The organism is Variovorax sp. Root473, from assembly GCF_001426505.1.
Lineage (GTDB): Bacteria > Pseudomonadota > Gammaproteobacteria > Burkholderiales > Burkholderiaceae_C > Variovorax.
Genome location: NZ_LMEV01000017.1, coordinates 962,024 through 985,766, shown reverse-complemented (window position 1 = coordinate 985,766; position 23,743 = coordinate 962,024). Strand labels below are relative to the sequence as shown.

Below are 23,743 nucleotides of genomic sequence, written 5' to 3'. Positions count from 1 at the left end.
GAGCTTAGCGCGGCGCGTGGGGCGCTCTTACTTCGCGCTGGGCGGCGGCTCGGGATCGGTGGGCTCGTCGGGCGCGCGATCGGGCCCTTCGTCGGGTTCGACGGGCAGGTCGGGCGTGATCGGAGACGGAAGATCGGGCTGGGTTGCCATGGCTGCACTCCTTCGTTCCATGTCCTGGTTCTAGGGTGTTTTCGGGTGCCCGCAAGCAGCCCGTGGCGCAAGGCGCCGTCGGCGCGCACCGACAGCCCAAAAAACAAAAAAGCGATCTGGGAAACCAGATCGCTTTTTGCTTCTTTGCAGAATTTGGTGGGCGGTGGAGGCTTCGAACCTCCGACCCCAGCAGTGTGAATGCTGTGCTCTACCCCTGAGCTAACCGCCCTGAGACACTGCTTTTGAGTTCAGCGTCTTGAACATGTATCGCGTTGTGCGAAGCCTCAGATTATGCCATAGCTTTTCAAGCAATTTGACGGAACACCGTTTTTCCACCGCTCGATTTGTCGAGTTGCGACAACACGGCTTCGTGCGCGGCGAGTTCATGCTCGGCCGCGGCAATCACTGGCAGCTCGAACTGGCTCAAGTCGACGGCCACGACCGCCATGCCTTGCGCGGGCTCGTTCGAGGCCACGTCGATCAGCAGCGCGTCCTGCCCGCGCGTGAGATTGATGTAGACGTCGGCGAGCAGTTGCGCATCGAGCTTGGCGCCGTGGAAGGTGCGGTTCGAGCGGTCGACCCCGAAGCGATCGCACAGTGCATCGAGCGAATTGCGTTTGCCCGGATAGACCAGCTTGGCCATCGCCAGCGTGTCGGTCACTTCACCCACGAAGGTCTTGAGCGGCGGCAAGCCGGCGCGCTCGAATTCCTTGTTGAGAAAGCCGACGTCGAAGGCCGCGTTGTGGATGATCAGCTCGGCATCGCGCAGGTACTCGACGATGTCCTTGGCCAGCGTGGCGAACTTCGGCTTGTCGCGCAGGAAGTCGGTGGTCAGGCCGTGGACCTTGAGCGCGTCTTCATGGCTCTCGCGCTCCGGGTTGAAGTAGATGTGCAGGTCGTTGCCGGTGAGCTTGCGCGCGAACAGCTCCACGCAGCCGAGCTCAATGATGCGGTCGCCGTTCTCCGCGGACAGGCCGGTAGTTTCGGTATCGAGAACGATCTGACGTGACATCAGTGGTTTTCCTTGGCGTGATTGATCGTGTACTTCGGAATTTCGATCGTCACATTGTCCTGTGCCAGGATGGTCTGGCAGCTCAGGCGCGACTGCGGCTCGAGGCCCCAGGCACGGTCGAGCAGGTCTTCTTCACCTTCCTCGGCTTCGTTCAACGAATCGAGACCCGCGCGCACGATCACGTGGCAGGTGGTGCAGGCGCAGCTCATCTCGCAGGCGTGCTCGATGTTGATGTCGTTGTCGAGCAAGGCCTCGCAGATCGAGGTGCCGGCGGGCGCAGTGATCTCGGCGCCTTGCGGGCAGTACTCGGGATGCGGATAGATCTTGATCGTGGGCATGAAATTGTTCTGTCTACAGGGATTCGACCTTGCGGCCCGCGAGCGCGCGTGCAATGCCCGCGTTCATGCGCTGGGCGGCAAAGGCTTCGGTGTCGTTGGCCAGCGCCTTGGTGGCAGCTTCGATCACGGCGGCTTCGTTGCTGCTCCTGGCAACATCGCGCAGCCGCGCCATCGAGGCGTCGATGGCGGCACGCTCTTCGGCACTCAGCAGGTCGCCGTCGGCATCGAGCGCGCTCTGCGTGGCCAGCAGCATGCGGTCGGCATCGACGCGCGATTCCACCAGCGCGCGGGCCTGCATGTCCTGCTGGGCGGTGGAAAAGCTCTCCTGCAGCATGGTCGCGATCTGGTCGTCCGACAGGCCGTACGAAGGCTTGACCGCCACGCTGGCCTCGACGCCGCTGCCCTGCTCCCTGGCGCTCACGCTCAGCAGGCCGTCGGCGTCGACGGTGAAGGTCACCCGGATGCGCGCTGCGCCGGCCGCCATCGGCGGGATGCCGCGCAGCGTGAAGCGCGCAAGGCTGCGGCAATCGGACACGAGGTCGCGCTCGCCCTGCACCACGTGCAACGCCAGCGCGGTCTGGCCGTCCTGGTAGGTCGTGAAGTCCTGCGCCATCGCGGTCGGAATGGTCTGGTTGCGCGGCACGATGCGCTCGACCAGGCCGCCCATCGTCTCGATGCCGAGCGACAGCGGGATCACGTCGAGCAGCAGCAGCTCACCCGCACCGTTGTTGCCGGCCAGCTGGTTGGCCTGGATCGCGGCGCCGAGCGCGACGACTTCGTCGGGGTTCAGGTTGATCAGCGGCTCGCGACCGAAATGCGCGGCCACGGCGCTGCGGATCTGCGGCATGCGCGTGGAACCACCGACGAGCACGATGCCCTGCAGGTCTTCGGGCTTGAGCTTTGCGTCGCGCAGCGCCTTGCGCACGGCGGCGAGTGTGCGGTCGGTGAGCGCCTGCGTGGCGGCAAAGAATTGCGCGCGCGTCAGCGTGAACTCGACATCGCCACCCGTCAGCGCGGCACGGAAGGTCGCCGACTCGGCATCGGTCAGCGCTTCTTTCGCGGCACGCGCCGCCACGAGCAGTGCGGCGCGGTCGTTGTCGCTGGCGGCCTGGCGGTCGGTCTGCGCGCGCACGAAGTCGGCGATCGCGTGGTCGTAGTCGTCGCCGCCCAGGGCCGAATCGCCACCCGTCGCGATCACTTCGAACACGCCCTGCGTGAGCCGCAGGATCGAGATGTCGAAAGTGCCGCCGCCCAGGTCGTAGACCGCGTAGACGCCTTCGCTCGCGTTGTCCAGGCCGTAGGCAATGGCGGCGGCGGTCGGCTCGCTGATGAGGCGCAGCACGTTCAGGCCCGCGAGCTGCGCGGCGTCCTTGGTCGCCTGGCGCTGGCCTTCGTCGAAGTAGGCCGGCACGGTGATGACGGCGCCGTAGAGCTCGTCGTCGAAGGTGTCTTCGGCGCGGTAGCGCAGCGTGGCCAGGATCTCGGCGCTGATCTCGACGGGCGACTTCTCGCCCGCCGAGGTCTGCACCTTGACCATGCCGCCGTCGTCACCGCCAATGCGGTACGACATGGCGTCGCGGTTCGCGATGTCCGCCAGGCCGCGGCCCATGAGCCGCTTGACCGAGGTGATGGTGTTGGCGGGGTCTTGCGCGCGCGCGGCCACGGCATCAAAGCCGATCTGGCGACGGTCGCCGTCGAGGTAGCGCACGGCCGAGGGCAGCAGCACGCGGCCCTGGTCGTCGGGCAGGCATTCGGCCACGCCATTGCGCACCGAGGCCACCAGCGAATGCGTGGTGCCCAGGTCGATGCCCACGGCGATGCGGCGCTGGTGCGGGTCGGGCGCCTGGCCGGGTTCGGAAATCTGAAGAAGAGCCATAAGGGCCTATTGTCCCAACTGATCGATTTTGGTTTCGACGTCTTGTGCGAAGCGCTCAATGAACATGAGGGCTCTCACCTGCTGCACGGCGCCGGGGTAGTCGCCCTTTTCGTCGATCAGCCAGTCGAGCGACGAGAGTGCGCGGGCGCGCGTGGTTTCGACGTCTGCCTGCAGCAGTTCGACGGCAGCGATGTCGCGGGCGTCGTCGAGCGCTTCGCGCCATTCCATCTGCTGCATGAGAAAGGCACCCGGCATCGCCGTGTTGTTCTCCGCATTCAGCGGCGCACCGTTGAGTTCGCAGAGATAGCTGGCGCGACGGATCGGATCCTTGAGCCGCTGGTAGGCCTCGTTGATGCGCACCGACCACTGCATGGCCACGCGCTGCGCCGCGGCGCCCTGCGCGGCAAAACGGTCCGGGTGCGCCTCGCGCTGCAGTTCCTTCCAGCGCGCGTCGAGCACGGCGCGGTCCTGCGCGAAGGTCGCCGGGACGGCGAACAGTTGGAAGTCGGTGTCGTTGAGGTTCATCAGACTGCCTGCCGGGCCGCCCCAAAGGCGGTCTGCGCCCCCTCGGGGGGCACTGAAGACACAAAGTGCCGAACGTGGGAGCTCATAGGATCAAGAAAAAACCGCCAGCACATGACATGGTGGCGGCTGTGGTCGCGGTCAGCGACGACGCATCAGATGCGAAAACTCTCGCCGCAGCCGCAGCGGTCGCGTTCGTTCGGGTTGATGAACTTGAAGCCCTCGTTCAGGCCTTCGCGCACGAAGTCCAGCTGCGTGCCGTCGATGTAGGCCAGGCTCTTCGGGTCGACCAGCACCTTCACGCCATGGTCTTCGAACACCACGTCTTCCGGCGTGAACTCGTCGACGTACTCGAGCTTGTAGGCCAGGCCCGAGCAGCCGGTGGTCTTCACGCCCAGCCGCACGCCCACGCCCTTGCCCCGTTTACCGAGGTAGCGGGTGACGTGGCGCGCAGCGGCTTCGGTCAGCGTGACGGCCATCTCAGTGAACAGCAGCTTCGGCGCTCGACTCGGTCTTCACGCCGTGCTTCGCCTTGTAGTCGCTCACGGCCGCCTTGATGGCGTCTTCCGCGAGGATCGAGCAGTGGATCTTGACCGGCGGTAGCGCCAGTTCTTCGGCGATCTGCGCGTTCTTGAGGGCCGCCGCTTCGTCGAGCGTCTTGCCCTTGACCCATTCGGTCACGAGCGACGAGGAAGCGATGGCCGAGCCGCAGCCGTAGGTCTTGAAGCGCGCGTCTTCGATCACGCCGGTTTCGGGGTTGACCTTGATCTGCAGCTTCATCACGTCGCCGCAAGCCGGTGCGCCGACCATGCCGGTGCCTACCGAGTCGTCGCCCTTTTCGAAGGAGCCGACGTTGCGGGGATTTTCGTAGTGGTCGATGACCTTGGAAGAATATGCCATGGTGTACCTCTCAAACTTTGTTCAATCGTGGAGCCTGGTGCGGTCCGGCGTCAGTGGGCCGACCACTGGATCGTGCTGATGTCGACGCCGTCCTGGAACATCTCCCACAGGGGGCTCAGCTCGCGCAGCTTGGCGACGTTGTGCTTGATGGTCGAGATGGCGTAGTCGATTTCTTCTTCGGTCGTGAAACGGCCGATGGTCATGCGCAGGCTGCTGTGGGCCAGCTCGTCGCTGCGACCCAGGGCGCGCAACACATAGCTGGGCTCCAGGCTGGCCGAGGTGCAGGCCGAACCCGACGACACCGCCAGTCCCTTGATGCCCATGATCAGCGACTCGCCTTCGACGTAATTGAAGCTCATGTTCAGGTTGTGCGGCACGCGGCGCTCGAGGTCGCCGTTGATGAAGACCTGTTCGACATCCTTCAGGCCGTCGAGCAGGCGCTTCTGCAGCCGCGCCGCGTGGGCGATGTCGTCCTTCATCTCGAGCTTGGCGATGCGGTAGGCCTCGCCCATGCCGACGATCTGGTGCGTGGGCAGCGTGCCCGAGCGCATGCCGCGCTCATGGCCACCGCCGTGCATCTGCGCTTCGAGGCGGATGCGCGGCTTGCGGCGCACGTACAGCGCGCCGATGCCCTTGGGACCGTACGTCTTGTGCGAAGCCAGGCTCATCAGGTCGATGGGCAGCTTCGTGATGTCGATCTCGACCTTGCCGGTCGCCTGGGCCGCGTCGACGTGGAAGATCACGCCCTTTTCGCGGCAGGCGTTGCCCAGCGCGACCACGTCCTGGATCACGCCGATTTCGTTGTTCACGAACAGCACGCTGGCCAGGATGGTGTCGGGACGGATGGCCGCCTTGAACTTCTCGAGGTCGACGAGGCCGTTTTCCTCGACATCGAGGTAGGTCACTTCGAAGCCCTGGCGCTCGAGTTCGCGCATGGTGTCGAGCACGGCCTTGTGCTCGGTCTTCAGGGTGATCAGGTGCTTGCCCTTGCCCTTGTAGAACTGGGCCGCGCCCTTGAGCGCCAGGTTGATCGACTCGGTCGCGCCCGAGGTCCAGACGATTTCACGCGGGTCGGCGTTGATGAGGTCGGCGACCTGGCCGCGTGCCTTTTCGACCGCTTCTTCGGCTTCCCAGCCCCAGGCGTGGCTGCGCGATGCCGGGTTGCCGAAATGTTCGCGCAACCAGGGGATCATGGCGTCGACCACACGCGGGTCAGCCGGCGTGGTGGCACCGTAATCGAGATAGATCGGGAAATGAGGAGTGACGTCCATGGCTGGCTCGGGCTGGCGTGGGGGGTTGTGTTCTGGGATCGGGGCAAACTCAGGGCGATGCCCGCAGGCATCGCCTGACTCAATCAGGTCAGGACTTCGCGAAGACGTTGCCGAGGGCGAAGACCGAATTCGGCGCATTCACGCGGATCGGCTTGACCACCGGCTGGGCCGAGATGGCACGCTTGACGACCGGCTTGTTCTCGATCTGCACGCCCTTGGCGATCTGGTCGTCGACCAGCTTCTGCAGCGTGACGGAATCGAGGAACTCGACCATGCGCTGGTTCAGCGAGGCCCAGAGTTCGTGCGTCATGCAGCGCCCCTGCTCACCGAGGCAGTTTTCCTTGCCGCCGCACTGGGTGGCATCGATCGGCTCATCGACGGACACGATGATGTCAGCGACCGTGATGTCCGCCGCCTTGCGCCCGAGGCTGTAGCCGCCGCCGGGGCCGCGGGTCGACTCGACCAGTTCGTGACGGCGCAGTTTGCCGAACAGCTGTTCGAGGTACGACAGCGAAATCTGCTGCCGCTGGCTGATCGCAGCCAGCGTGACCGGACCGGTGTTCTGACGCAACGCCAGATCGATCATTGCCGTGACCGCAAAACGGCCTTTGGTAGTGAGACGCATCGCAAGCTCCTTCAAGTGCTTACCGTTGAAATGACACCACAGCCTTGGGCCGCGGTGACTTCGTCTCCGCCCTGCCCGACCCCGACACTGGTGAACCAGTCGGTAGGAGTCGGTCCTTCATCGCGAAGTTCTTTGTTGTTGAGTATTTCGCTCAAGTATAGCAGAAGCCCCTGAACTCTGCTCGGGTAAACCCCAGCGTGTCTCGCTTGAAGAAGGCGAACTTATGGCGTAGCCAAGATCAGGCCGCCAGTCCCGCGATGTTGTCGCCGCCCGACGCCCCGAACGCCTGCTCGCGCAGCAGCGCCAGCTGATCGCGCACCCGGGCTGCCTTTTCGAACTCGAGGTTGCGGGCGTGCTCCAGCATCTGCTTCTCGAGCCGCTTGATTTCCCGGGCAATGTCCTTTTCGCTCATGTCCTCGACCTTGGCGCGTTCCAGGTCGAGCTTGGCCATTTCCTTGCCGGTTTTCTCGCTGTAGACGCCGTCGATCAGGTCGCGCACCTGCTTCACGATGCTGCGCGGCGTGATGCCGTTCGCCTCGTTGTGGGCGATCTGCCGGGTGCGGCGGCGCTCGGTTTCGCCGATGGCCTTCTTCATCGACTCGGTCATCCGGTCGGCATAGAGAATGGCCTTGCCGTTCAGGTTGCGCGCCGCCCGGCCGATGGTCTGGATCAGCGAACGCTCGGCACGCAGGAAACCTTCCTTGTCGGCGTCGAGGATCGCCACCAGCGACACCTCGGGAATGTCCAGCCCCTCGCGCAACAGGTTGATGCCCACCAGCACGTCGAAGGTGCCCAGGCGCAGGTCGCGCAGGATTTCGACCCGCTCCACCGTGTCGACGTCGCTGTGCAGGTAGCGCACCTTCACGCCGTTGTCGCCCAGGTAGTCGGTCAGCTGCTCGGCCATGCGCTTGGTCAGCGTGGTGATCAGCACGCGCTCGTTCTTCTCGACGCGGATGCGAATCTCGCCCAGCACGTCGTCGACCTGGTGCGTGGCGGGACGCACCTCGACCTCGGGGTCGATCAGCCCGGTCGGCCGCACGAGCTGCTCGACGACGTTGCCGGCGTGGTCCTTTTCGTACTGAGCCGGCGTGGCCGACACGAAGATGCACTGGCGCACACGCTTTTCGAATTCCTCGAGCTTGAGTGGCCGGTTGTCCAGCGCGCTCGGCAGCCGAAAGCCGTACTCGACCAGCGTGACCTTGCGCGCCCGGTCGCCGTTGTACATGGCGCTGAGCTGGCCCATCATCTGATGGCTCTCGTCGAGGAACATCAGCGAGTCTTTCGGCATGTAGTCGGTGAGCGTCGCCGGCGGGTCGCCGGGCTCCGCGCCCGAGAGGTGCCGCGTGTAGTTCTCGATGCCCTTGCAGTGGCCGATCTCGGCCAGCATTTCCAGGTCGAAGCGCGTGCGCTGCTCCAGCCGCTGCGCCTCGACCAGCTTGCCCGAGCCGGTCAGCTCCTTGAGCCGGCCGGCCAGCTCGATCTTGATGGTTTCGACGGCCGCCAGCACCTTGTCGCGCGGCGTCACGTAGTGGCTCGACGGGTACACCGTGAAGCGCGGCACCTTCTGGCGAACGCGCCCGGTCAGCGGGTCGAACAGCTGCAGCGACTCGATCTCGTCATCGAACAGTTCGAAGCGGATGGCCAGCTCGCTGTGCTCGGCCGGAAACACGTCGATGGTGTCGCCGCGCACGCGGAACGTGCCGCGTGCAAAGTCCTGCTCGTTGCGCGTGTACTGCATGCGAATGAGCCGCGAGATCAGGTCGCGCTGGCCGACCTTGTCGCCGACACGGGCAATCAGCCGCATCTCCATGTAGTCCTCGGGCGTGCCAATGCCGTAGATGGCACTCACCGTGGCCACGATCACCGTGTCGCGCCGCTCCAGCACGCTCTTGGTGGCGGACAGGCGCATCTGCTCGATGTGCTCGTTGATCGAGGAATCCTTCTCGATGAACAGGTCGCGCTGCGGCACGTAGGCCTCGGGCTGGTAGTAGTCGTAGTAGCTCACGAAGTACTCGACGGCATTCTTCGGAAAGAACTCGCGGAATTCGCTGTAGAGCTGCGCCGCCAGCGTCTTGTTGGGCGCGAACACGATGGCCGGGCGGCCCAGCCGCGCGATCACGTTGGCCATGGTGAAGGTCTTGCCCGAACCCGTGACGCCCAGCAGCGTCTGGTACACCTCGCCGTCGAGCACGCCGGCCACCAGGCCGTCGATGGCCGCGGGCTGGTCACCTGCCGGCGGATAGGGCTGGAACAGCTCGAACGGCGAGCCGGGGTAGCGGATGAATTCGCCGGGCTTGGCCGGCCCGATCGGGTCGACTTTCTTCAGGTCTGCTATGGCTTCGGTGTTCTCTGGCATGGCTGTTCCCGACAGGTGGCGTGGCGCCGGTAAAATTCAAGGCAACCGGAAAGGATAAAGCCTCCTCCGGTTGCCAGCGAAGCTTTCATCCCAAAGGACCTTTCCATGTCTATGTTCACCGCGGTCGAAATGGCGCCGCGCGACCCGATCCTCGGCCTCAACGAGCAATTTGCAGCCGACACCAACCCCCACAAGGTCAATCTCGGCGTCGGCGTGTATTACGACGACAACGGCAAGCTGCCCCTGCTCCAGTGCGTGCAGGCCGCCGAGCAGAACATGATGAAGGCCCCATCGGCCCGCGGCTACCTGCCGATCGACGGCATCGTGGCCTACGACAACGCCGTCAAGGGCCTGGTCTTCGGCACCGACAGCGAACCCGTCACCTCGGGCCGCGTGGCCACCATCCAGGCCATCGGCGGCACCGGCGGCCTGAAGGTCGGCGCCGACTTCCTCAAGAAGCTCAACCCCAACGCCACCGTGCTGATCAGCGACCCGAGCTGGGAAAACCACCGCGCGCTGTTCACCAACGCCGGCTTCACGGTCGAAAGCTACCCCTACTACGACGCCGCCCAGCGCGGCATCAACTTCGACGGCATGCTGGCGGCCCTGAACGCGGCGCCGGCCGGCACCATCGTCGTGCTGCACGCCTGCTGCCACAACCCGACCGGCTACGACATCACGCCCGAGCAGTGGGACCTGGTCGTTGCTGCCGTGAAGGCCAAGGGCCTCGTGCCCTTCCTCGACATGGCCTACCAGGGCTTCGGCTACGGCCTGAAGGAAGACGGCGCGGCGGTCGCCAAGTTCGTCGATGCCGGCCTGACCTTCTTCGTCTCGACCTCGTTCTCCAAGAGCTTCAGCCTGTACGGCGAGCGCGTCGGCGCCCTGTCGGTGCTGTGCGAGAGCAAGGAAGAAGCCGCCCGCGTGCTGTCGCAGCTCAAGATCGCGATCCGCACCAACTACAGCAACCCGCCGATCCACGGCGGCGCCGTGGTGGCCGCGGTGCTCGGCACCCCCGAGCTGCGCGCCCTGTGGGAAAAAGAGCTGGGCGAGATGCGCGTGCGCATCAAGGCCATGCGCCAGAAGCTGGTCGACGGCCTGAAGGCCGCCGGCGTGAAGGAAGACATGAGCTTCATCACCACCCAGATCGGCATGTTCAGCTACTCGGGCCTGAGCAAGGACCAGATGGTTCGCCTGCGCAACGAGTTCGGTGTGTACGGCACCGACACCGGCCGCATGTGCGTCGCCGCGCTCAACAGCAAGAACATCGACTACGTCTGCGCGTCGATTGCGAAGGTCATCTAGGTGACAACCGGGTGTGACTGAATCGACTTTTTGATGATTCGTTCACATTCGGCCACAGAAGCCGAATCCAGCCCGCCGCGGGCTAGGGTTCGGCCCCCTGCGCCGCGGCAAATGCACTGATATATTGCACTGCAACATCCACTCAAAGACCCGCGATGCTCTATCAACTCTACGAAGCCCAGCGTTCCCTGATGGAGCCCTTCTCGGACTTCGCCCAGGCCGCTTCCAAGCTCTACGGCCCCGGCGCCGTCTGGAGCCAACTGCCGATGGCGCAGCGCATGGCCGCCGGCTATGACCTGTTGTACCGGCTGGGCAAGGACTACGAGAAGCCTGAGTTCAACATCAAGTCCGTCAAGGTCGACGGCGAAGACGTCGTGATCCAGGAGGCCGTCGAGCTCGACAAGCCCTTCTGCGAACTGCGCCGCTTCAAGCGCTTCACCGACGAACCACACATCCTCAAGACGCTCAAGAGCCAGCCCGTGGTGCTGATCGTGGCGCCGCTGTCAGGCCACTACGCCACGCTGCTGCGCGACACCGTGCGCACCATGCTGCAGGACCACAAGGTCTACATCACCGACTGGAAGAACGCGCGCCTGGTGCCGCTGTCCGACGGCGAGTTCCATCTCGACGACTACATCAACTACGTGCAGGAGTTCATCCGCCGCCTGCAGGCCGAGTACGGCAACTGCCACGTGGTGAGCGTGTGCCAGCCCACCGTGCCGGTGCTCGCGGCCGTGTCGCTCATGGCCAGCCGCGGCGAGCCGCTGCCCCTCACGATGACCATGATGGGCGGCCCGATCGACGCGCGCAAATCGCCCACGGCGGTCAACAACCTCGCCACCAACAAGAGCTTCGAGTGGTTCGAGAACAACGTGATCTACCGCGTGCCGCAAGGCTTCCCGGGCGCGGGGCGCAAGGTCTACCCGGGCTTCCTGCAGCACACCGGCTTCGTGGCCATGAACCCCGACCGCCATGCCAGCAGCCACTACGACTACTTCAAGGACCTGATCAAGGGTGACGACGCCAGCGCCGAAGCCCACCGCAAGTTCTACGACGAGTACAACGCCGTGCTCGACATGGACGCGGACTACTACCTCGAGACCATCCGCACCGTGTTCCAGGACTTCGACCTGGTCAACGGGACCTGGGACGTGAAGAACCCCGACGGCCAGGTCGAGCGCGTGCGTCCGCAGGACATCCGCGCCACCGCCCTGCTTACCGTCGAAGGCGAGCTCGACGACATCTCGGGCTCGGGCCAGACCGAGGCCGCGCACAGCTTGTGCACCGGCATCGCCGACAGCAAGCGCGAGCACTACGAAGTCAAGGGCGCGGGCCACTACGGCATCTTCAGCGGCCGCCGCTGGCGCGACCTGGTCTACCCGAAGGTGCGCAATTTCATCGCCGCCAGCGACGAGCCCCAGCGCCGTGCCAGCGCCCGCGAGAACCTGCCGGCCGAAGACCGCGTCAAACCGGGCCAGAAGCTGAAGGCCGTGGCCACCGCCGCGGCGCGCAAGACGCCCGTCGCCGCCAAGAAAGCAGTCGCCGTGAAGACCGCGCCGGCTGCCACGAAGGCGCCGGCCGCCAAGAAAAAGCCCCGCGCCAGCGCCACGCGCTGAGCCGCGCGCATCATCTCCCATGAACGGGCTGGCCGCACGCATCCACGACGCACTGCCTCAGACGCAGTGCACACGGTGCGGCTACCCCGATTGCGCGGGCTACGCGCAGGCCGTCGCCGACGGCGAGGCCGACATCAACCAGTGCCCGCCCGGCGGTGCCGAGGGCATCGAACGCCTCGCGCTGCTCACCGGCCGCCCGGCGCGGCCCCTCGACCCGCAGTTCGGCACCGAGGGCCCGCGCGCCATGGCCGTCATCGACGAGGCCTGGTGCATCGGCTGCACGCTGTGCCTCGATGCCTGCCCGACCGACGCGATCATCGGCATCAACAAGCGCATGCACACGGTGATCGAGGCGCACTGCACGGGCTGCGAACTGTGCATCCCGGTCTGTCCGGTCGATTGCATTTCGCTCGAGGTCGAAACCCCCGGCCGCAGCGGCTGGCAGGCGTGGTCGCAGGCACAGGCCGAGGCCGCCCTGCAGCGCTACAAGCTGCACGCCCAGCATCGCCAGAGCGAGAAGCGCGAAGCCGAACCCACACCCGCCGCCGAACCGCAAGCCGCCGACACGCGCAAGCGCTCCATCGTCGAAGCCGCCCTGGCGCGTGCCCGCGCCGCCGCCGAACAACGCCAAGCCACCACGAAATCATGACCCTCGACACCCTGTTGATCTATGCCGTCGCCTCACTCGCCCTGGCGATCATTCCCGGTCCGACCATGCTGTTGGCGCTGTCCAACGGCATCGACGGCGGCATGCGCCGCGCCAGCTGGGGCATCGCGGGCGCGTCGCTGGGCAGCGTCACGCTGATCGCGGTCGTGGCGCTCGGGCTGGGCTCGCTGCTCGCGGCCTCGGAATGGCTCTTCAACGCGATCCGCGTCGCGGGCGTGGCCTACCTGGTGTGGCTCGGCATCAAGCTGTGGCGCAGCGAAGCGACCGACCTGGGCACGGCGCTGGCCAAGTCGACCCTCGAGGTCCGTCCGCACGGGCGCATCGCGCTTGTGCGCAGCCTGATGGTGGCGCTGTCGAATCCGAAGACGGTGCTGTTCTTCGCCGCCTTTTTGCCGCAGTTCATCGACACCGCCAAGCCGCAGGGCATGCAGTACCTGGTGCTGGGCGCGATCTTCGTCGTGCTCGACACCTGCGTGATGCTGGCCTATGCCGGCGCCGGCACGCAGGCCGTGCGCTGGCTCTCGCGCCGCGGCCTCAAGGTACTCAACCGCAGCTGCGCGGCCGGCATGTGGCTGCTGGCCGCCACCCTCGCCTTCTGGCGCCGGCCGGCCTGAACCCCATCGAACTCAGCCCTTCTGCCGGCGCTTGAAAAGCAACAGCAGCACGCCCGCCAGCACCACGCCCACGGCGTACCACTCGAAGCGCGTGACCGTCTCGTGGGCGATCCACACGCCCAGCAGCATCGCGATCACCGGATTGACGAAGGTGTAGCTCGCCGCCAGCCCGGCCGGCGCCTGCGCGAGCAGCACCATGTAGGCGTTGAAGGCGATCAGCGAGCCGAACACCACGAGGTAGACCCACGCCCCTAGCGCCACCGGCTGCGGCGGCCAGCCCATCGTTTCGCCCGATACCGCGGCGAGCACCATCAGGACCACGCCGCCGCACAGCATCTCGCTCGCGAACCCCATCGCGCCGGGCGCCAGCGGCAGGCTGCGCTGGCTCAGCACGCTGCCGAGCGACCAGCACACGCACGCCACGCATATCGCGATCAGCCCCTCGGGCGAGGCCTTGAAGCCGCTGCCCTGCGTGAGCATCAGCACGCCGGCCAGGCCCAGCGCGATGCCGGCCGCTTCCAGCCGCGCAGGCTTCACGCCCCAGATCAGGTTCAAGAGCGCGATCAGCAACGGAATGACGGCGATGAATGCGACCACCAGCCCCGAGCCGATCGACACCTCCGCCAGCGCCGTGCCGCCCATGCCGCCGCCGAGCATGAGCGCGCCGACGACCAGCGCATTGCGCCACTGCAGGCGCGTCGGCCAGGGCGTGCCGCGCCAGCGCATCCAGGCCGCAAGCAGCACGCCCGCGACCAGGAAGCGCGAGCCCATCTGCAGGAATGGCGGAAAACTGATCAGCGCGTACTTGATGGCCAGGTAGGTCGAGCCCCAGACCACCCAGGTGGCGGCCAGGCACAGCCACAGCAGCGGCGTCAGCCGGGGGCGCGAGGAGGCAGGCGCGGGTGGCACAGGTGGTGCGGACGATGCGAGTGTCGCCATGACGGGGTGTCTCTTCTTGGTATGTGGTGCTCGTCATGGTATGAAAGCCCCTGCCCGCAAGCCATGTGAATTTCATGGTTCTGCTTGCATCGCACCGTCGATTTAAAGGACTTCCATGGACCTCACCTTGACCCTCACGCTGGACGCCCACGACACCCGCATCCTGGCCGAACTGCAGGCCGATGCGCGCCTGAGCATGGCCGAGCTGGGCCGCCGCGTGCACCTGAGCCAGCCGGCCGTGACCGAGCGCGTGAAGAAGCTGGAAGCCGCCGGCGTCATCACCGGCTACCGCGCCACCGTGAACCTCACGCGGCTGGGCTACGGCATCCGCGGGATCATCCGCGTCGGGCGGGCCGACTACGACCTCGTGGTGAAGCTGGTGCAGGAAACGCCTGAATGCGTCAACGCCTACAACGTGACCGGCGAAGACAGCTGGATCCTCGAGATCGCGGTGATCGACGTGCCGCACCTGGATGCGGTGCTCGCCAAGTTCTGCATCCTGACCGAGACCGCGACCTCGATCATCCTGAACCCGGCGCGCGAGCACCAGCCGATGCTGCCGCCGCAACGCGCCGACGTGAAGCCGCCGGCGCGCAAATCGCTCAGCGCGTAGCGGCGAGCGCGTTGAAGGCCGTCACCACTTCGGGCGGCGCCTGCACCATCTCGACCAGCACGCCCTCGCCCGAGATCGGAAACTCGTCGTTGGCCTTGGGGTGCAAAAAGCAGATGTCGAAACCGGCCGCGCCCTTGCGGATGCCGCCCGGCGCAAAACGCACGCCCTGCGCCGTGAGCCATTCGACCGCCTTCGGCAGGTCGTCGATCCACAGGCCGACGTGGTTCAGCGGCGTGGTGTGCACCGCCGGCTTCTTCTCGGGATCCAGCGGCTGCATCAGGTCGACCTCGACCTTGAACGGGCCGCTGCCCATCGAACAGATGTCCTCGTCGACGTTCTCGCGCTCGCTGCGGAACGTGCCCGTGACCTCGAGCCCCAGCATGTCGACCCACAGCTTCTGCAACCGCAGCTTGTCGGGGCCGCCGATGGCGATCTGCTGGATGCCCAGCACCTTGAAGGGACGCGGCGTGGTCATGCGCAGCCGCCTTCTTCTGCCTGCTCCTGCGTGCGGTGCGAGCGCAGGCCGAGCTTGCGCAGCAGCTGCACGTCGGCATCGACGTCGGGGTTGCCGGTGACCAGCAGCTTGTCTCCGTAGAAGATCGAGTTGGCGCCGGCCATGAAACACAGGGCCTGCACCGCCTCGCCCATCTGCTGGCGGCCAGCCGACAGGCGCACGCGCGCGGTCGGCATGGTGATGCGCGCCACCGCGATCATGCGCACGAAGTCGAAGGGGTCGACCGGCTCCGAGTCGGCCAGCGGCGTGCCGGGCACGCGCACCAGGCTGTTGATCGGCACCGACTCCGGGTACGGGTCCATGTTGGCGAGCTGCGCGATCAGCCCGGCGCGGTGCACCGGCTGCTCGCCCATGCCCACGATGCCGCCGCAGCACACGCTGATGCCGGCGCCGCGCACGGCCGCCAGCGTGTCCAGGCGGTCCTGGTAGGTGCGCGTGTCGACCACGTCGGTGTAGTACTCGGGCGCGGTGTCCAGGTTGTGGTTGTAGTAGTCCAGGCCCGCGGCCTTGAGCTGCTGCGCGTGGTGCGGCTCCAGCATGCCCAGCGTGGCGCAGGTCTGCAGGCCCAGCCCCTTCACGGCCTCGACCAGCACCGCCACCTTCTCGACGTCGCGGTCCTTGGGCGCGCGCCAGGCGGCGCCCATGCAAAAGCGCGTGGCGCCGGCGTCCTTGGCGGCCTGCGCGGCGCGCACCACCTCGTCGACCTCCATGAGCTTTTGCGCCTTCACGCCGGTGTCGAACTCGGCCGACTGCGGACAGTAGCCACAGTTCTCGGGGCAGCCGCCGGTCTTCACCGACAGCAGCGTGGCCAGCTCGATGTCGCCTTCGGGGAAATGCCGGCGGTGCACGGTCTGCGCCTCGAACAGCAGTTCCATGAAGGGCTTGTCGAACAGCGCCTGGATTGCCTCGACGGACCAGGGGCCCTGGGGCGTTGCCACGGCCTTGGCCGGGCGACGCAGCGTGATCGCCTGTTGCAGGTCGTTGGCACCCATCAGTTGAACTCCAGAATGATTTGGTCGACGGCGAGCGATTCGCCCTTGGCCGCCGAGATCTTGCCCACCACGCCGTCCTGCGCGGCGAACAGCACGTTCTCCATCTTCATGGCCTCGATCACGGCCAGCTTCTCGCCGGCCTGGACCTGCTGCCCCGGCTGCACCGACACCTCGACCAGCAGGCCCGGCATCGGCGACATCAGGAACTTGCTCAGGTCGGGCGGTGCCTTGTAGGGCATGAGCTCGAGCAGGCGCGCGCCCAGCGGCGACAGCACCATGGCTTCGATCTGCGTGCCGTCGTGCGACACGCGCAGCGCCAGCGGGTTCTTGCCCGCGCCGCGTTCCACTTGCGCCGTGAACGGCTTGCCGTTGACAGTGCCCTGCACGCGCGCCGCACCCAGCGCAAAGGCGCTGTCGATCTGGTAGCGCTTGTCGCCCACGGTGACGGCGCTGGCGCCGGTCTTGTCCTGGAAGTCGCTGACCGACACGGCATGGTGCACATGCTTGCCCTGGGCGCCGAGCTCGACCACCACGAACTGCTCGCCCACCTTCACGCCGTGGCCCGCGAGCTGCCCGCTGATGCCCGAGGCGCGCGCGCGGTAGCGGCGGTTGACGAAGGCAGCCAGCGCCACCAGGAACGACGGATCGGCGTGCGGCACGTCTTCCGCGTGAAAGCCCTTGCCGTAGTGCTCGGCGATGAAGCCGGTGTTGAAATCGCCCGCCACGAACTTCGGATGCGCCAGCAGCGCGGCCTGGAACGGGATGTTGCTGCTGATGCCGCGGATCACGAAGCCGTTGAGCGCCTCGCGCATGAGGGCGATGGCCTCGTTGCGATCCTTGCCGTGCACGATGAGCTTGGCGATCATCGAGTCGTAGTACATCGGGATCTCGCCGCCGTCGTACACGCCGGTGTCCACGCGCACGCCGTGCAGGTGGCCGGTGTCGCTCGCGAACATGCTCTCGGCCGGCGGCTGGAACTTCACAAGGCGGCCCGTCGACGGCAGGAAGTTGCGGAACGGGTCTTCGGCGTTGATGCGGCACTCGATGGCCCAGCCGTCGCGCTTCACGTCAGCCTGCGCCAGCGGCAGCTTCTCGCCGGCTGCCACGCGGATCATCAGCTCCACCAGGTCCAGGCCGGTGATGCACTCGGTCACCGGGTGCTCCACCTGCAGGCGCGTGTTCATCTCCAGGAAGTAGAAGCTCTGGTCCTTGCCGACCACGAACTCCACCGTGCCTGCGCTCTGGTACTTCACGGCCTTGGCCAGCTGCACCGCCTGCTCGCCCATCGCCTTGCGCGTGGCATCGGTGATGAAGGGCGACGGCGCCTCCTCGATCACCTTCTGGTGGCGACGCTGAATGGAGCACTCGCGCTCGTTCAGGTAAATGACGTTGCCGTGCGAATCGCCCAGCACCTGGATCTCGATATGGCGCGGCTCCTCGACGAACCTCTCGATGAACACGCGGTCGTCGCCGAAGGAGTTGCGCGCTTCGTTGCGGCACGAGGTGAAGCCGTCGAAGGCTTCCTTGTCGTTGAACGCCACGCGCAGGCCCTTGCCGCCGCCGCCGGCCGAGGCCTTGATCATCACCGGATAGCCGATGTCTTTCGCGATCTCAACGGCGCGCTCGGCCGTCTCGATGGCGTCGTTCCAGCCGGGGATGGTGTTGACCTTGGCTTCGTTCGCGAGCTTCTTCGAGGCGATCTTGTCGCCCATGGCCGCGATCGAATAGTGCTTCGGTCCGATGAAGGCAATGCCCTCTTCCTCGACCTTGCGCGCAAAGGCTTCGTTCTCCGACAGGAAGCCGTAGCCCGGGTGCACGGCCTCGGCGCCGGTCTGCTTGCAGGCCGCGATGATGCGGTCGGCCTGCAGATAGCTCTCACGGCTGGGCGCGGCGCCGATGTGCACGGCTTCGTCGGCCAGCTCGACGTGGCGGGCTTCCTTGTCGGCGTCGGAATAGACGGCGACGGTCAGGATGCCCATCTTCTTGGCCGTTTGAATCACACGGCACGCGATTTCGCCACGGTTGGCGATCAGGATCTTCTTGAACATGTTCTTCTTCTCCGCGCTCACAGGGGGATGTTGCCGTGCTTGCGCCACGGGTTCTCGAGCTTCTTCTCGCGCAGCATCACGAGCGAGCGGCAGATGCGCTTGCGCGTCTCGTGCGGCAGGATCACGTCGTCGATGTAGCCGCGCGCGCCCGCCACGTACGGGTTCGCGAAGCGGGCCTTGTATTCGGCCTCGCGGGCGGCGAGCTTCTCGGGGTCGTTCTTGTCTTCGCGGAAGATGATCTCCACCGCGCCCTTGGCGCCCATCACCGCGATCTCGGCACGCGGCCAGGCCAGGTTGACGTCGCCGCGCAGGTGCTTGGAGGCCATCACGTCGTACGCGCCGCCGTAGGCCTTGCGCGTGATGACGGTGATCTTGGGCACCGTGCACTCCGCATACGCGTACAGCAGCTTGGCACCGTGCTTGATGATGCCGCCGTACTCCTGGCCGGTGCCGGGCATGAAGCCGGGCACGTCGACGAAGGTGACGACGGGAATGTTGAACGCATCGCAAAAGCGCACGAAGCGCGCGGCCTTGATGCTGCTCTTGATGTCCAGGCAGCCTGCCAGCACCAGCGGCTGGTTGGCCACGATGCCGATGGTCTGGCCTTCCATGCGCGCGAAGCCGATCACGATGTTCTTCGCGTAGTCGGGCTGCAGCTCGAAGAAATCGCCGTCGTCCACCACTTTCAGGATCAGTTCCTTGATGTCGTAGGGCTTGTTCGGGTTGTCCGGCACCAGCGTGTCCAGCGAGTAGTCGGGCCGGTCGGCCGGGTCGCCCTGGCCGTCGTTGCCCAGGCGCACCGGCGGCTTCTCGCGGTTGTTCAGCGGCAGGTAGTTGTACAGGCGGCGCAGCATCATCAGCGCCTCGACGTCGTTCTCGAACGCCATGTCGGCCACGCCGCTGCGCGTGGTGTGGGTGATGGCGCCGCCGAGTTCTTCGGCCGTCACGCTCTCGTGCGTCACGGTCTTCACCACCTCGGGGCCGGTGACGAACATGTAGCTGCTGTCCTTCACCATGAAGATGAAGTCGGTCATCGCGGGCGAATACACGGCGCCGCCAGCGCACGGGCCCATGATCATGCTGATCTGCGGCACCACGCCCGAGGCCATCACGTTGCGCTGGAACACGTCGGCATAGCCGCCCAGCGACGCCACGCCTTCCTGGATGCGGGCGCCGCCCGAATCGTTCAGGCCGATGACCGGTGCGCCGACCTTCATGGCCTGGTCCATCACCTTGCAGATCTTCTCGGCGTGGGCTTCGCTGAGCGCGCCGCCGAAGACCGTGAAGTCCTGGCTGAACACGAACACGAGGCGGCCGTTGATCATGCCGTAGCCCGTGACCACGCCGTCGCCGGGGATCTTCTGCTCGGCCATGCCGAAGTCGACCGAGCGGTGCTCGACGAACATGTCCCATTCTTCAAACGTGCCGTCGTCGAGCAGCAGCTCGATGCGCTCGCGCGCCGTGAGCTTGCCCTTGGCGTGCTGCGCATCGATGCGCTTCTGCCCGCCGCCGAGTCGCGCCTGGGCGCGCTTCTTTTCGAGTTGTTCGATCAGTTCTTGCATGGTGTGCTTCCGAAGCTGTGGTTCTGGATTGCTGGGAGAGTCTTGGGGGCCGAGGTGTCACACCCGGGCGGTGATGGCTGCCGCGGCGAGCAGCTGGCGCGCCGCCGTCGAGGCCGGCAGGCTGCCCTGCGCCACCTGCTGCGTGAGCTGGGGCAGCAGTTCGCGCACCTGCGCATGCTGGCGAAACGCCTGCTTGAGCCCAGCGTCGATGCGTTCCCACATCCACGCGGTGGCCTGCTTTTCGCGGCGCTTCGCGAGCTTGCCGTTGGCGGTCTGCAGCGTCTTGAATTCGAGCACGGCGTCCCAGAAGGCGTCGACGCCGGTGCCCGCGAGTGCGCTCAGTTGCAGCACCTTGGGCAGCCAGAAGCGGCGCTCGACGCCGCTGTGGGCGTCGTGCACCGCGTGCGCATGGTCGGGGTTGCCCTGGTGGCCGAAGAGGCGCAGCGCCGAAGTGATCTGGGCCTGCGCGCGCGTGGCGGCGTCGCGGTCGATGTCGGCCTTGTTGATGGCGACCAGGTCGGCCAGCTCCATCACGCCCTTCTTGATCGCCTGCAGGTCGTCGCCCGCGTTGGGCAGCTGCAGCAGCACGAACATGTCGGTCATGCCGGCCACGGCGGTTTCGCTCTGGCCCACGCCCACGGTCTCGACGATGACGACGTCGTAGCCCGCGGCCTCGCAGACCAGCATGGCCTCGCGCGTCTTCTCGGCCACGCCACCGAGCGTGCCGCTCGAAGGGCTGGGGCGGATGTAGGCGCGCTCGTGCACCGACAGGCGCTCCATGCGCGTCTTGTCACCGAGGATGGAGCCGCCCGACACGGTGGACGACGGGTCGATGGTGAGCACGGCCACGCGATGGCCCTTGCCGATCAGCAGCAGGCCGAGCGTTTCGATGAAGGTCGACTTGCCCACGCCGGGCACGCCCGAGATGCCCAGGCGAAACGACTCGCCGGTGCGCGGCAGCAACGCGGTGAGCAGCTCGTCGGCCTGCGCGCGGTGGTCGGCGCGCGTCGATTCGAGCAGCGTGATCGCCTTGGCAATGGCACGCCGCTGCGCCATGCCGTCGGTGTCGACGATGGCGCGTTCGAGGGTCTGCACGGTGCCGCTCATCCGCCGGCCAGTTCCGTGCAGCGCCAGCGGTAATGCAGGTCGACGCCCTCTTCGCCTTCGAGCACGAAGCCGTGGCGCAGATAGAAGCGGTTGGCATCGCTGTGCACGAGCGCGGTGAGCTTGATGTCGCGGCGCTGTTCGCGCGCCTGGGCCTGCGCCCAATCGATCACCCACTCGCCGATGCCCAGGCCCTGGAAGCCGGTGCGCAGGTAAAGATGATCGAGCCGCAACGCATCGGCCCCTTCGGGCTTGAGCGTGACGAAGCCCACGCGCTGGCTGCCGTCCAGCACGATGTGGTGCATGAAGGGGACCACGAAGCCCGCGCTCAGGCGCTCGCGCGAACGCGCGGCATCGAAACGGCCGACACGCTCCAGGCTCGGGCGCATCGCATCGATGCGCAGGGCCAGCATGTCCTCGAAGTCATTGGAGTCCACCGGCTGCAGGGACAGCCGTGACAGAAGATCGCTCACGAGGTACCTCGACCGCTCAGGCCGCGACGGCCGCGCGGATCTGCTCCAGCACGTCCTTGGCGCTGGCCGGGATGGGCGTGCCCGGGCCGTAGATGCCCTTGACGCCGGCTTCGTAGAGGAAGTCGTAGTCCTGGCGCGGAATCACGCCGCCGACGAAGACGATGATGTCGTCCGCGCCCTGCTTCTTCAGCTCGTTGATGATGGCCGGCACGAGAGTCTTGTGCCCGGCGGCGAGCGTGCTCACGCCCACGGCATGCACGTCGTTCTCGATGGCCTGGCGCGCGCACTCTTCGGGCGTTTGGAACAGCGGGCCCATGTCGACGTCGAAACCGAGGTCGGCGAACGCCGTGGCCACGACCTTCGCGCCCCGGTCGTGCCCGTCCTGACCGAGCTTGGAAATCATCACGCGTGGACGGCGGCCCTGCGCCTCGGCGAACGCGTTGATCTCGGTCTTGAGGTTTTCCCAGCCTTCGGCCGAGTCATAGGCGGCAGCGTACACACCGGTCACCTTTTGGGTATCGGCGCGATGGCGGCCGAATGATTTTTCGAGGGCGTCGGAAATCTCGCCGACGGTGGCGCGCGCACGCACCGCATCGATGCTCAGCGCCAGCAGGTTGCCGGTGTTGCTTTCAGCGGCCTGGGTGAGCGCATCGAGCGAAGCCTGCACCTTGGCGTTGTCGCGCGAGGCGCGGATGCTCTGCAGGCGCGCCACCTGCTGCTCGCGCACCTTCACGTTGTCGATCGACAGGCTGTCGATGGCGTCCTCGTTCTTGAGCTTGTACTTGTTGACGCCGACGATCACGTCCTTGCCCGAATCGATGCGTGCCTGCTTCTCGGCGGCAGCGGCCTCGATCTTGAGCTTGGCCCAGCCGCTGTCCACGGCCTTGGTCATGCCGCCCATGGCCTCGACCTCTTCGATGATGGTCCAGGCGGCGTCGGCCATGTCCTGCGTGAGCTTCTCCATCATGTAGCTGCCGGCCCAGGGGTCGATCACGTTCGTGATGTGCGTCTCTTCCTGGATGATGAGCTGCGTGTTGCGCGCGATGCGGGCGCTGAACTCGGTGGGCAGCGCAATGGCTTCGTCGAGCGCGTTGGTGTGCAGGCTCTGCGTGCCGCCGAACACCGCGGCCATCGCCTCGATGGTGGTGCGCACCACGTTGTTGTACGGGTCCTGTTCGGTGAGCGACCAGCCAGAGGTTTGGCAGTGCGTGCGCAGCATCAGGCTCTTGGGGTTCTTGGGGTTGAACTCCTTCATGATGCGGCACCACAGCAGGCGCGCCGCGCGCATCTTGGCCACTTCGAGGTAGAAGTTCATGCCGATGGCCCAGAAGAAGCTCAGGCGGCCGGCAAAGCCGTCGACATCGAGGCCCTTGGCCAGTGCGGTCTTCACGTACTCCTTGCCGTCGGCCAGCGTGAACGCAAGCTCCAGCGCCTGGTTGGCGCCGGCTTCCTGCATGTGATAGCCGCTGATCGAGATCGAGTTGAACTTGGGCATCTTCTGCGCCGTGTACTCGATGATGTCGCCAATGATCCGCATGCTCGGCGCTGGCGGAAAGATGTACGTGTTGCGGACCATGAACTCCTTGAGGATGTCGTTCTGGATGGTTCCGCTCAGTTGATCTTGCGCCACGCCCTGCTCTTCGGCCGCGACCACGTAGCCCGCGAGCACCGGCAGCACGGCGCCGTTCATCGTCATGGACACGCTCACCTTGTCGAGCGGGATCTGGTCGAACAGGATCTTCATGTCCTCGACCGAATCGATCGCCACGCCGGCCTTGCCGACGTCGCCGGTCACGCGCGGATGGTCGCTGTCGTAGCCGCGGTGCGTGGCCAGGTCGAAGGCCACGCTCACGCCCTGGCCGCCGGCGGCCAGCGCCTTGCGGTAGAACGCGTTCGATTCTTCGGCCGTGGAGAAGCCCGCGTACTGGCGGATGGTCCAGGGGCGCACCGCGTACATGGTGGCCTGCGGGCCGCGCAGGTAGGGTTCGAAGCCGGGCAGCGTGTCGGTGTACTTCAGGCCCTGCAGGTCGACCGCGGTGTACAGCGGCTTGACGCTGATGCCGTCGGGCGTGATCCAGTTCAGCGCACTCACGTCGCCGCCGGGTGCCGACTTGGCGGCGGACTTGGCCCAGGCATCGAGATCGGCCGGCTTGTAGGTGGGTTCGGGTGTACTGCTGCTCATGGAAGGCGCCGCTCCAGGCGGTGGTCTGACGGGATTCGCAAGATCGCTTGCACGGATTTGCAAGCCG

Annotated in this window: 23 protein-coding genes and 1 tRNA gene; 5 read left to right on the top strand and 19 right to left on the bottom strand. The window is 66.2% G+C overall.

Features of this window, described 5'->3' with window-relative positions:
• Window positions 1-27: 27 nt before the first annotated feature.
• The 11 genes from ASD34_RS17935 to uvrB all read right to left on the bottom strand — a co-directional run bounded on the left by ASD34_RS17935 (window position 28) and on the right by uvrB (window position 9,050).
• Window positions 28-150, bottom strand: a complete 123-nt coding sequence (locus ASD34_RS17935) for a hypothetical protein (protein WP_056580062.1) — start codon at window positions 148-150, stop codon at window positions 28-30.
• A 154-nt stretch (window positions 151-304) separates the two neighbouring features.
• Window positions 305-379, bottom strand: a tRNA-Val gene (locus tag ASD34_RS17930).
• Between the two features lie 75 nt (window positions 380-454).
• Window positions 455-1,162: a DNA polymerase III subunit epsilon gene (gene dnaQ / locus ASD34_RS17925; RefSeq protein WP_056580061.1), complete on the bottom strand. Its 708-nt coding sequence runs from the start codon at window positions 1,160-1,162 to the stop codon at window positions 455-457.
• On the bottom strand, window positions 1,162-1,500 hold the full coding sequence (gene fdx, locus ASD34_RS17920) for an ISC system 2Fe-2S type ferredoxin (protein WP_056580060.1): 339 nt from the start codon (window positions 1,498-1,500) through the stop codon (window positions 1,162-1,164). Before fdx ends, dnaQ begins: the two co-directional genes overlap by 1 nt.
• Before the next feature lie 13 nt (window positions 1,501-1,513).
• Window positions 1,514-3,376 (bottom strand): Fe-S protein assembly chaperone HscA, encoded by a 1,863-nt coding sequence (gene hscA, locus ASD34_RS17915; protein WP_056580059.1) that lies wholly within the window; start codon window positions 3,374-3,376, stop codon window positions 1,514-1,516.
• Between the two features lie 6 nt (window positions 3,377-3,382).
• Window positions 3,383-3,901: a Fe-S protein assembly co-chaperone HscB gene (gene hscB, locus ASD34_RS17910; protein ID WP_056580058.1), complete on the bottom strand. Its 519-nt coding sequence runs from the start codon at window positions 3,899-3,901 to the stop codon at window positions 3,383-3,385.
• A gap of 152 nt (window positions 3,902-4,053) precedes the next feature.
• Window positions 4,054-4,377, bottom strand: coding sequence for an iron-sulfur cluster assembly protein IscA (iscA, locus tag ASD34_RS17905; RefSeq protein WP_007828190.1), 324 nt, complete (start codon window positions 4,375-4,377; stop codon window positions 4,054-4,056).
• A 1-nt stretch (window position 4,378) separates the two neighbouring features.
• A complete protein-coding gene (gene iscU, locus ASD34_RS17900) occupies window positions 4,379-4,798 on the bottom strand; it encodes a Fe-S cluster assembly scaffold IscU (protein WP_056580057.1) in 420 nt (139 codons plus the stop codon).
• 50 nt (window positions 4,799-4,848) lie between these two features.
• Window positions 4,849-6,069, bottom strand: a complete 1,221-nt coding sequence (locus ASD34_RS17895) for an IscS subfamily cysteine desulfurase (protein WP_056580056.1) — start codon at window positions 6,067-6,069, stop codon at window positions 4,849-4,851.
• A gap of 88 nt (window positions 6,070-6,157) precedes the next feature.
• Window positions 6,158-6,694: a Fe-S cluster assembly transcriptional regulator IscR gene (iscR, locus tag ASD34_RS17890; protein ID WP_056580055.1), complete on the bottom strand. Its 537-nt coding sequence runs from the start codon at window positions 6,692-6,694 to the stop codon at window positions 6,158-6,160.
• Between the two features lie 238 nt (window positions 6,695-6,932).
• Complete coding sequence (gene uvrB / locus ASD34_RS17885; RefSeq protein WP_056580054.1) at window positions 6,933-9,050, bottom strand: excinuclease ABC subunit UvrB; 2,118 nt, start codon at window positions 9,048-9,050, stop codon at window positions 6,933-6,935.
• A gap of 105 nt (window positions 9,051-9,155) precedes the next feature.
• Between uvrB and ASD34_RS17880 the strand changes: the two genes are divergently transcribed.
• From ASD34_RS17880 to ASD34_RS17865, 4 genes are all read left to right on the top strand, one after another.
• Entirely contained in the window at window positions 9,156-10,352 is a 1,197-nt protein-coding gene (locus ASD34_RS17880) for an amino acid aminotransferase (protein WP_056580053.1), read from the top strand.
• A gap of 155 nt (window positions 10,353-10,507) precedes the next feature.
• Entirely contained in the window at window positions 10,508-11,968 is a 1,461-nt protein-coding gene (locus tag ASD34_RS17875) for a polyhydroxyalkanoate depolymerase (RefSeq protein ID WP_056580052.1), read from the top strand.
• Between the two features lie 19 nt (window positions 11,969-11,987).
• Window positions 11,988-12,617 carry an RnfABCDGE type electron transport complex subunit B gene (locus ASD34_RS17870; RefSeq protein WP_056580051.1) on the top strand — a complete coding sequence of 210 codons (630 nt, stop codon included), beginning with the start codon at window positions 11,988-11,990 and terminating at the stop codon, window positions 12,615-12,617.
• On the top strand, window positions 12,614-13,249 hold the full coding sequence (locus tag ASD34_RS17865; protein WP_056580050.1) for a LysE family translocator: 636 nt from the start codon (window positions 12,614-12,616) through the stop codon (window positions 13,247-13,249). Before ASD34_RS17870 ends, ASD34_RS17865 begins: the two co-directional genes overlap by 4 nt.
• Before the next feature lie 12 nt (window positions 13,250-13,261).
• Here the strand turns inward: ASD34_RS17865 and yedA are convergent, their stop codons facing one another.
• The gene (gene yedA, locus ASD34_RS17860) at window positions 13,262-14,188 is read right to left on the bottom strand and encodes a drug/metabolite exporter YedA (protein WP_056580049.1); all 927 of its coding nucleotides are present in this window, start codon (window positions 14,186-14,188) and stop codon (window positions 13,262-13,264) included.
• Window positions 14,189-14,303: 115 nt separating this feature from the next.
• On the opposite strand from yedA, the gene ASD34_RS17855 reads away from it, so the two are divergent.
• The gene (locus tag ASD34_RS17855; protein ID WP_056580048.1) at window positions 14,304-14,801 is read left to right on the top strand and encodes an Lrp/AsnC family transcriptional regulator; all 498 of its coding nucleotides are present in this window, start codon (window positions 14,304-14,306) and stop codon (window positions 14,799-14,801) included.
• Here the strand turns inward: ASD34_RS17855 and ASD34_RS17850 are convergent.
• The 7 genes from ASD34_RS17850 to scpA are packed head-to-tail and all read right to left on the bottom strand — an operon-like array spanning window position 14,791 to window position 23,676.
• On the bottom strand, window positions 14,791-15,276 hold the full coding sequence (locus tag ASD34_RS17850; protein ID WP_056580047.1) for a VOC family protein: 486 nt from the start codon (window positions 15,274-15,276) through the stop codon (window positions 14,791-14,793). The two genes, ASD34_RS17855 and ASD34_RS17850, sit on opposite strands and share 11 nt — an antisense overlap.
• Window positions 15,273-16,307, bottom strand: a complete 1,035-nt coding sequence (gene bioB, locus ASD34_RS17845; protein WP_056580046.1) for a biotin synthase BioB — start codon at window positions 16,305-16,307, stop codon at window positions 15,273-15,275. Before bioB ends, ASD34_RS17850 begins: the two co-directional genes overlap by 4 nt.
• The gene (gene accC, locus ASD34_RS17840) at window positions 16,307-18,355 is read right to left on the bottom strand and encodes an acetyl-CoA carboxylase biotin carboxylase subunit (RefSeq protein ID WP_056582491.1); all 2,049 of its coding nucleotides are present in this window, start codon (window positions 18,353-18,355) and stop codon (window positions 16,307-16,309) included. Before accC ends, bioB begins: the two co-directional genes overlap by 1 nt.
• Before the next feature lie 17 nt (window positions 18,356-18,372).
• Window positions 18,373-19,917 carry an acyl-CoA carboxylase subunit beta gene (locus ASD34_RS17835; RefSeq protein WP_056580044.1) on the bottom strand — a complete coding sequence of 515 codons (1,545 nt, stop codon included), beginning with the start codon at window positions 19,915-19,917 and terminating at the stop codon, window positions 18,373-18,375.
• A 57-nt stretch (window positions 19,918-19,974) separates the two neighbouring features.
• Window positions 19,975-21,024 (bottom strand): methylmalonyl Co-A mutase-associated GTPase MeaB, encoded by a 1,050-nt coding sequence (gene meaB, locus ASD34_RS17830; protein ID WP_056580042.1) that lies wholly within the window; start codon window positions 21,022-21,024, stop codon window positions 19,975-19,977.
• Window positions 21,021-21,494: a GNAT family N-acetyltransferase gene (locus tag ASD34_RS17825; RefSeq protein WP_056580040.1), complete on the bottom strand. Its 474-nt coding sequence runs from the start codon at window positions 21,492-21,494 to the stop codon at window positions 21,021-21,023. Before ASD34_RS17825 ends, meaB begins: the two co-directional genes overlap by 4 nt.
• Before the next feature lie 16 nt (window positions 21,495-21,510).
• Window positions 21,511-23,676: a methylmalonyl-CoA mutase gene (gene scpA / locus ASD34_RS17820; RefSeq protein WP_056580039.1), complete on the bottom strand. Its 2,166-nt coding sequence runs from the start codon at window positions 23,674-23,676 to the stop codon at window positions 21,511-21,513.
• Window positions 23,677-23,743 lie beyond the last annotated feature (67 nt).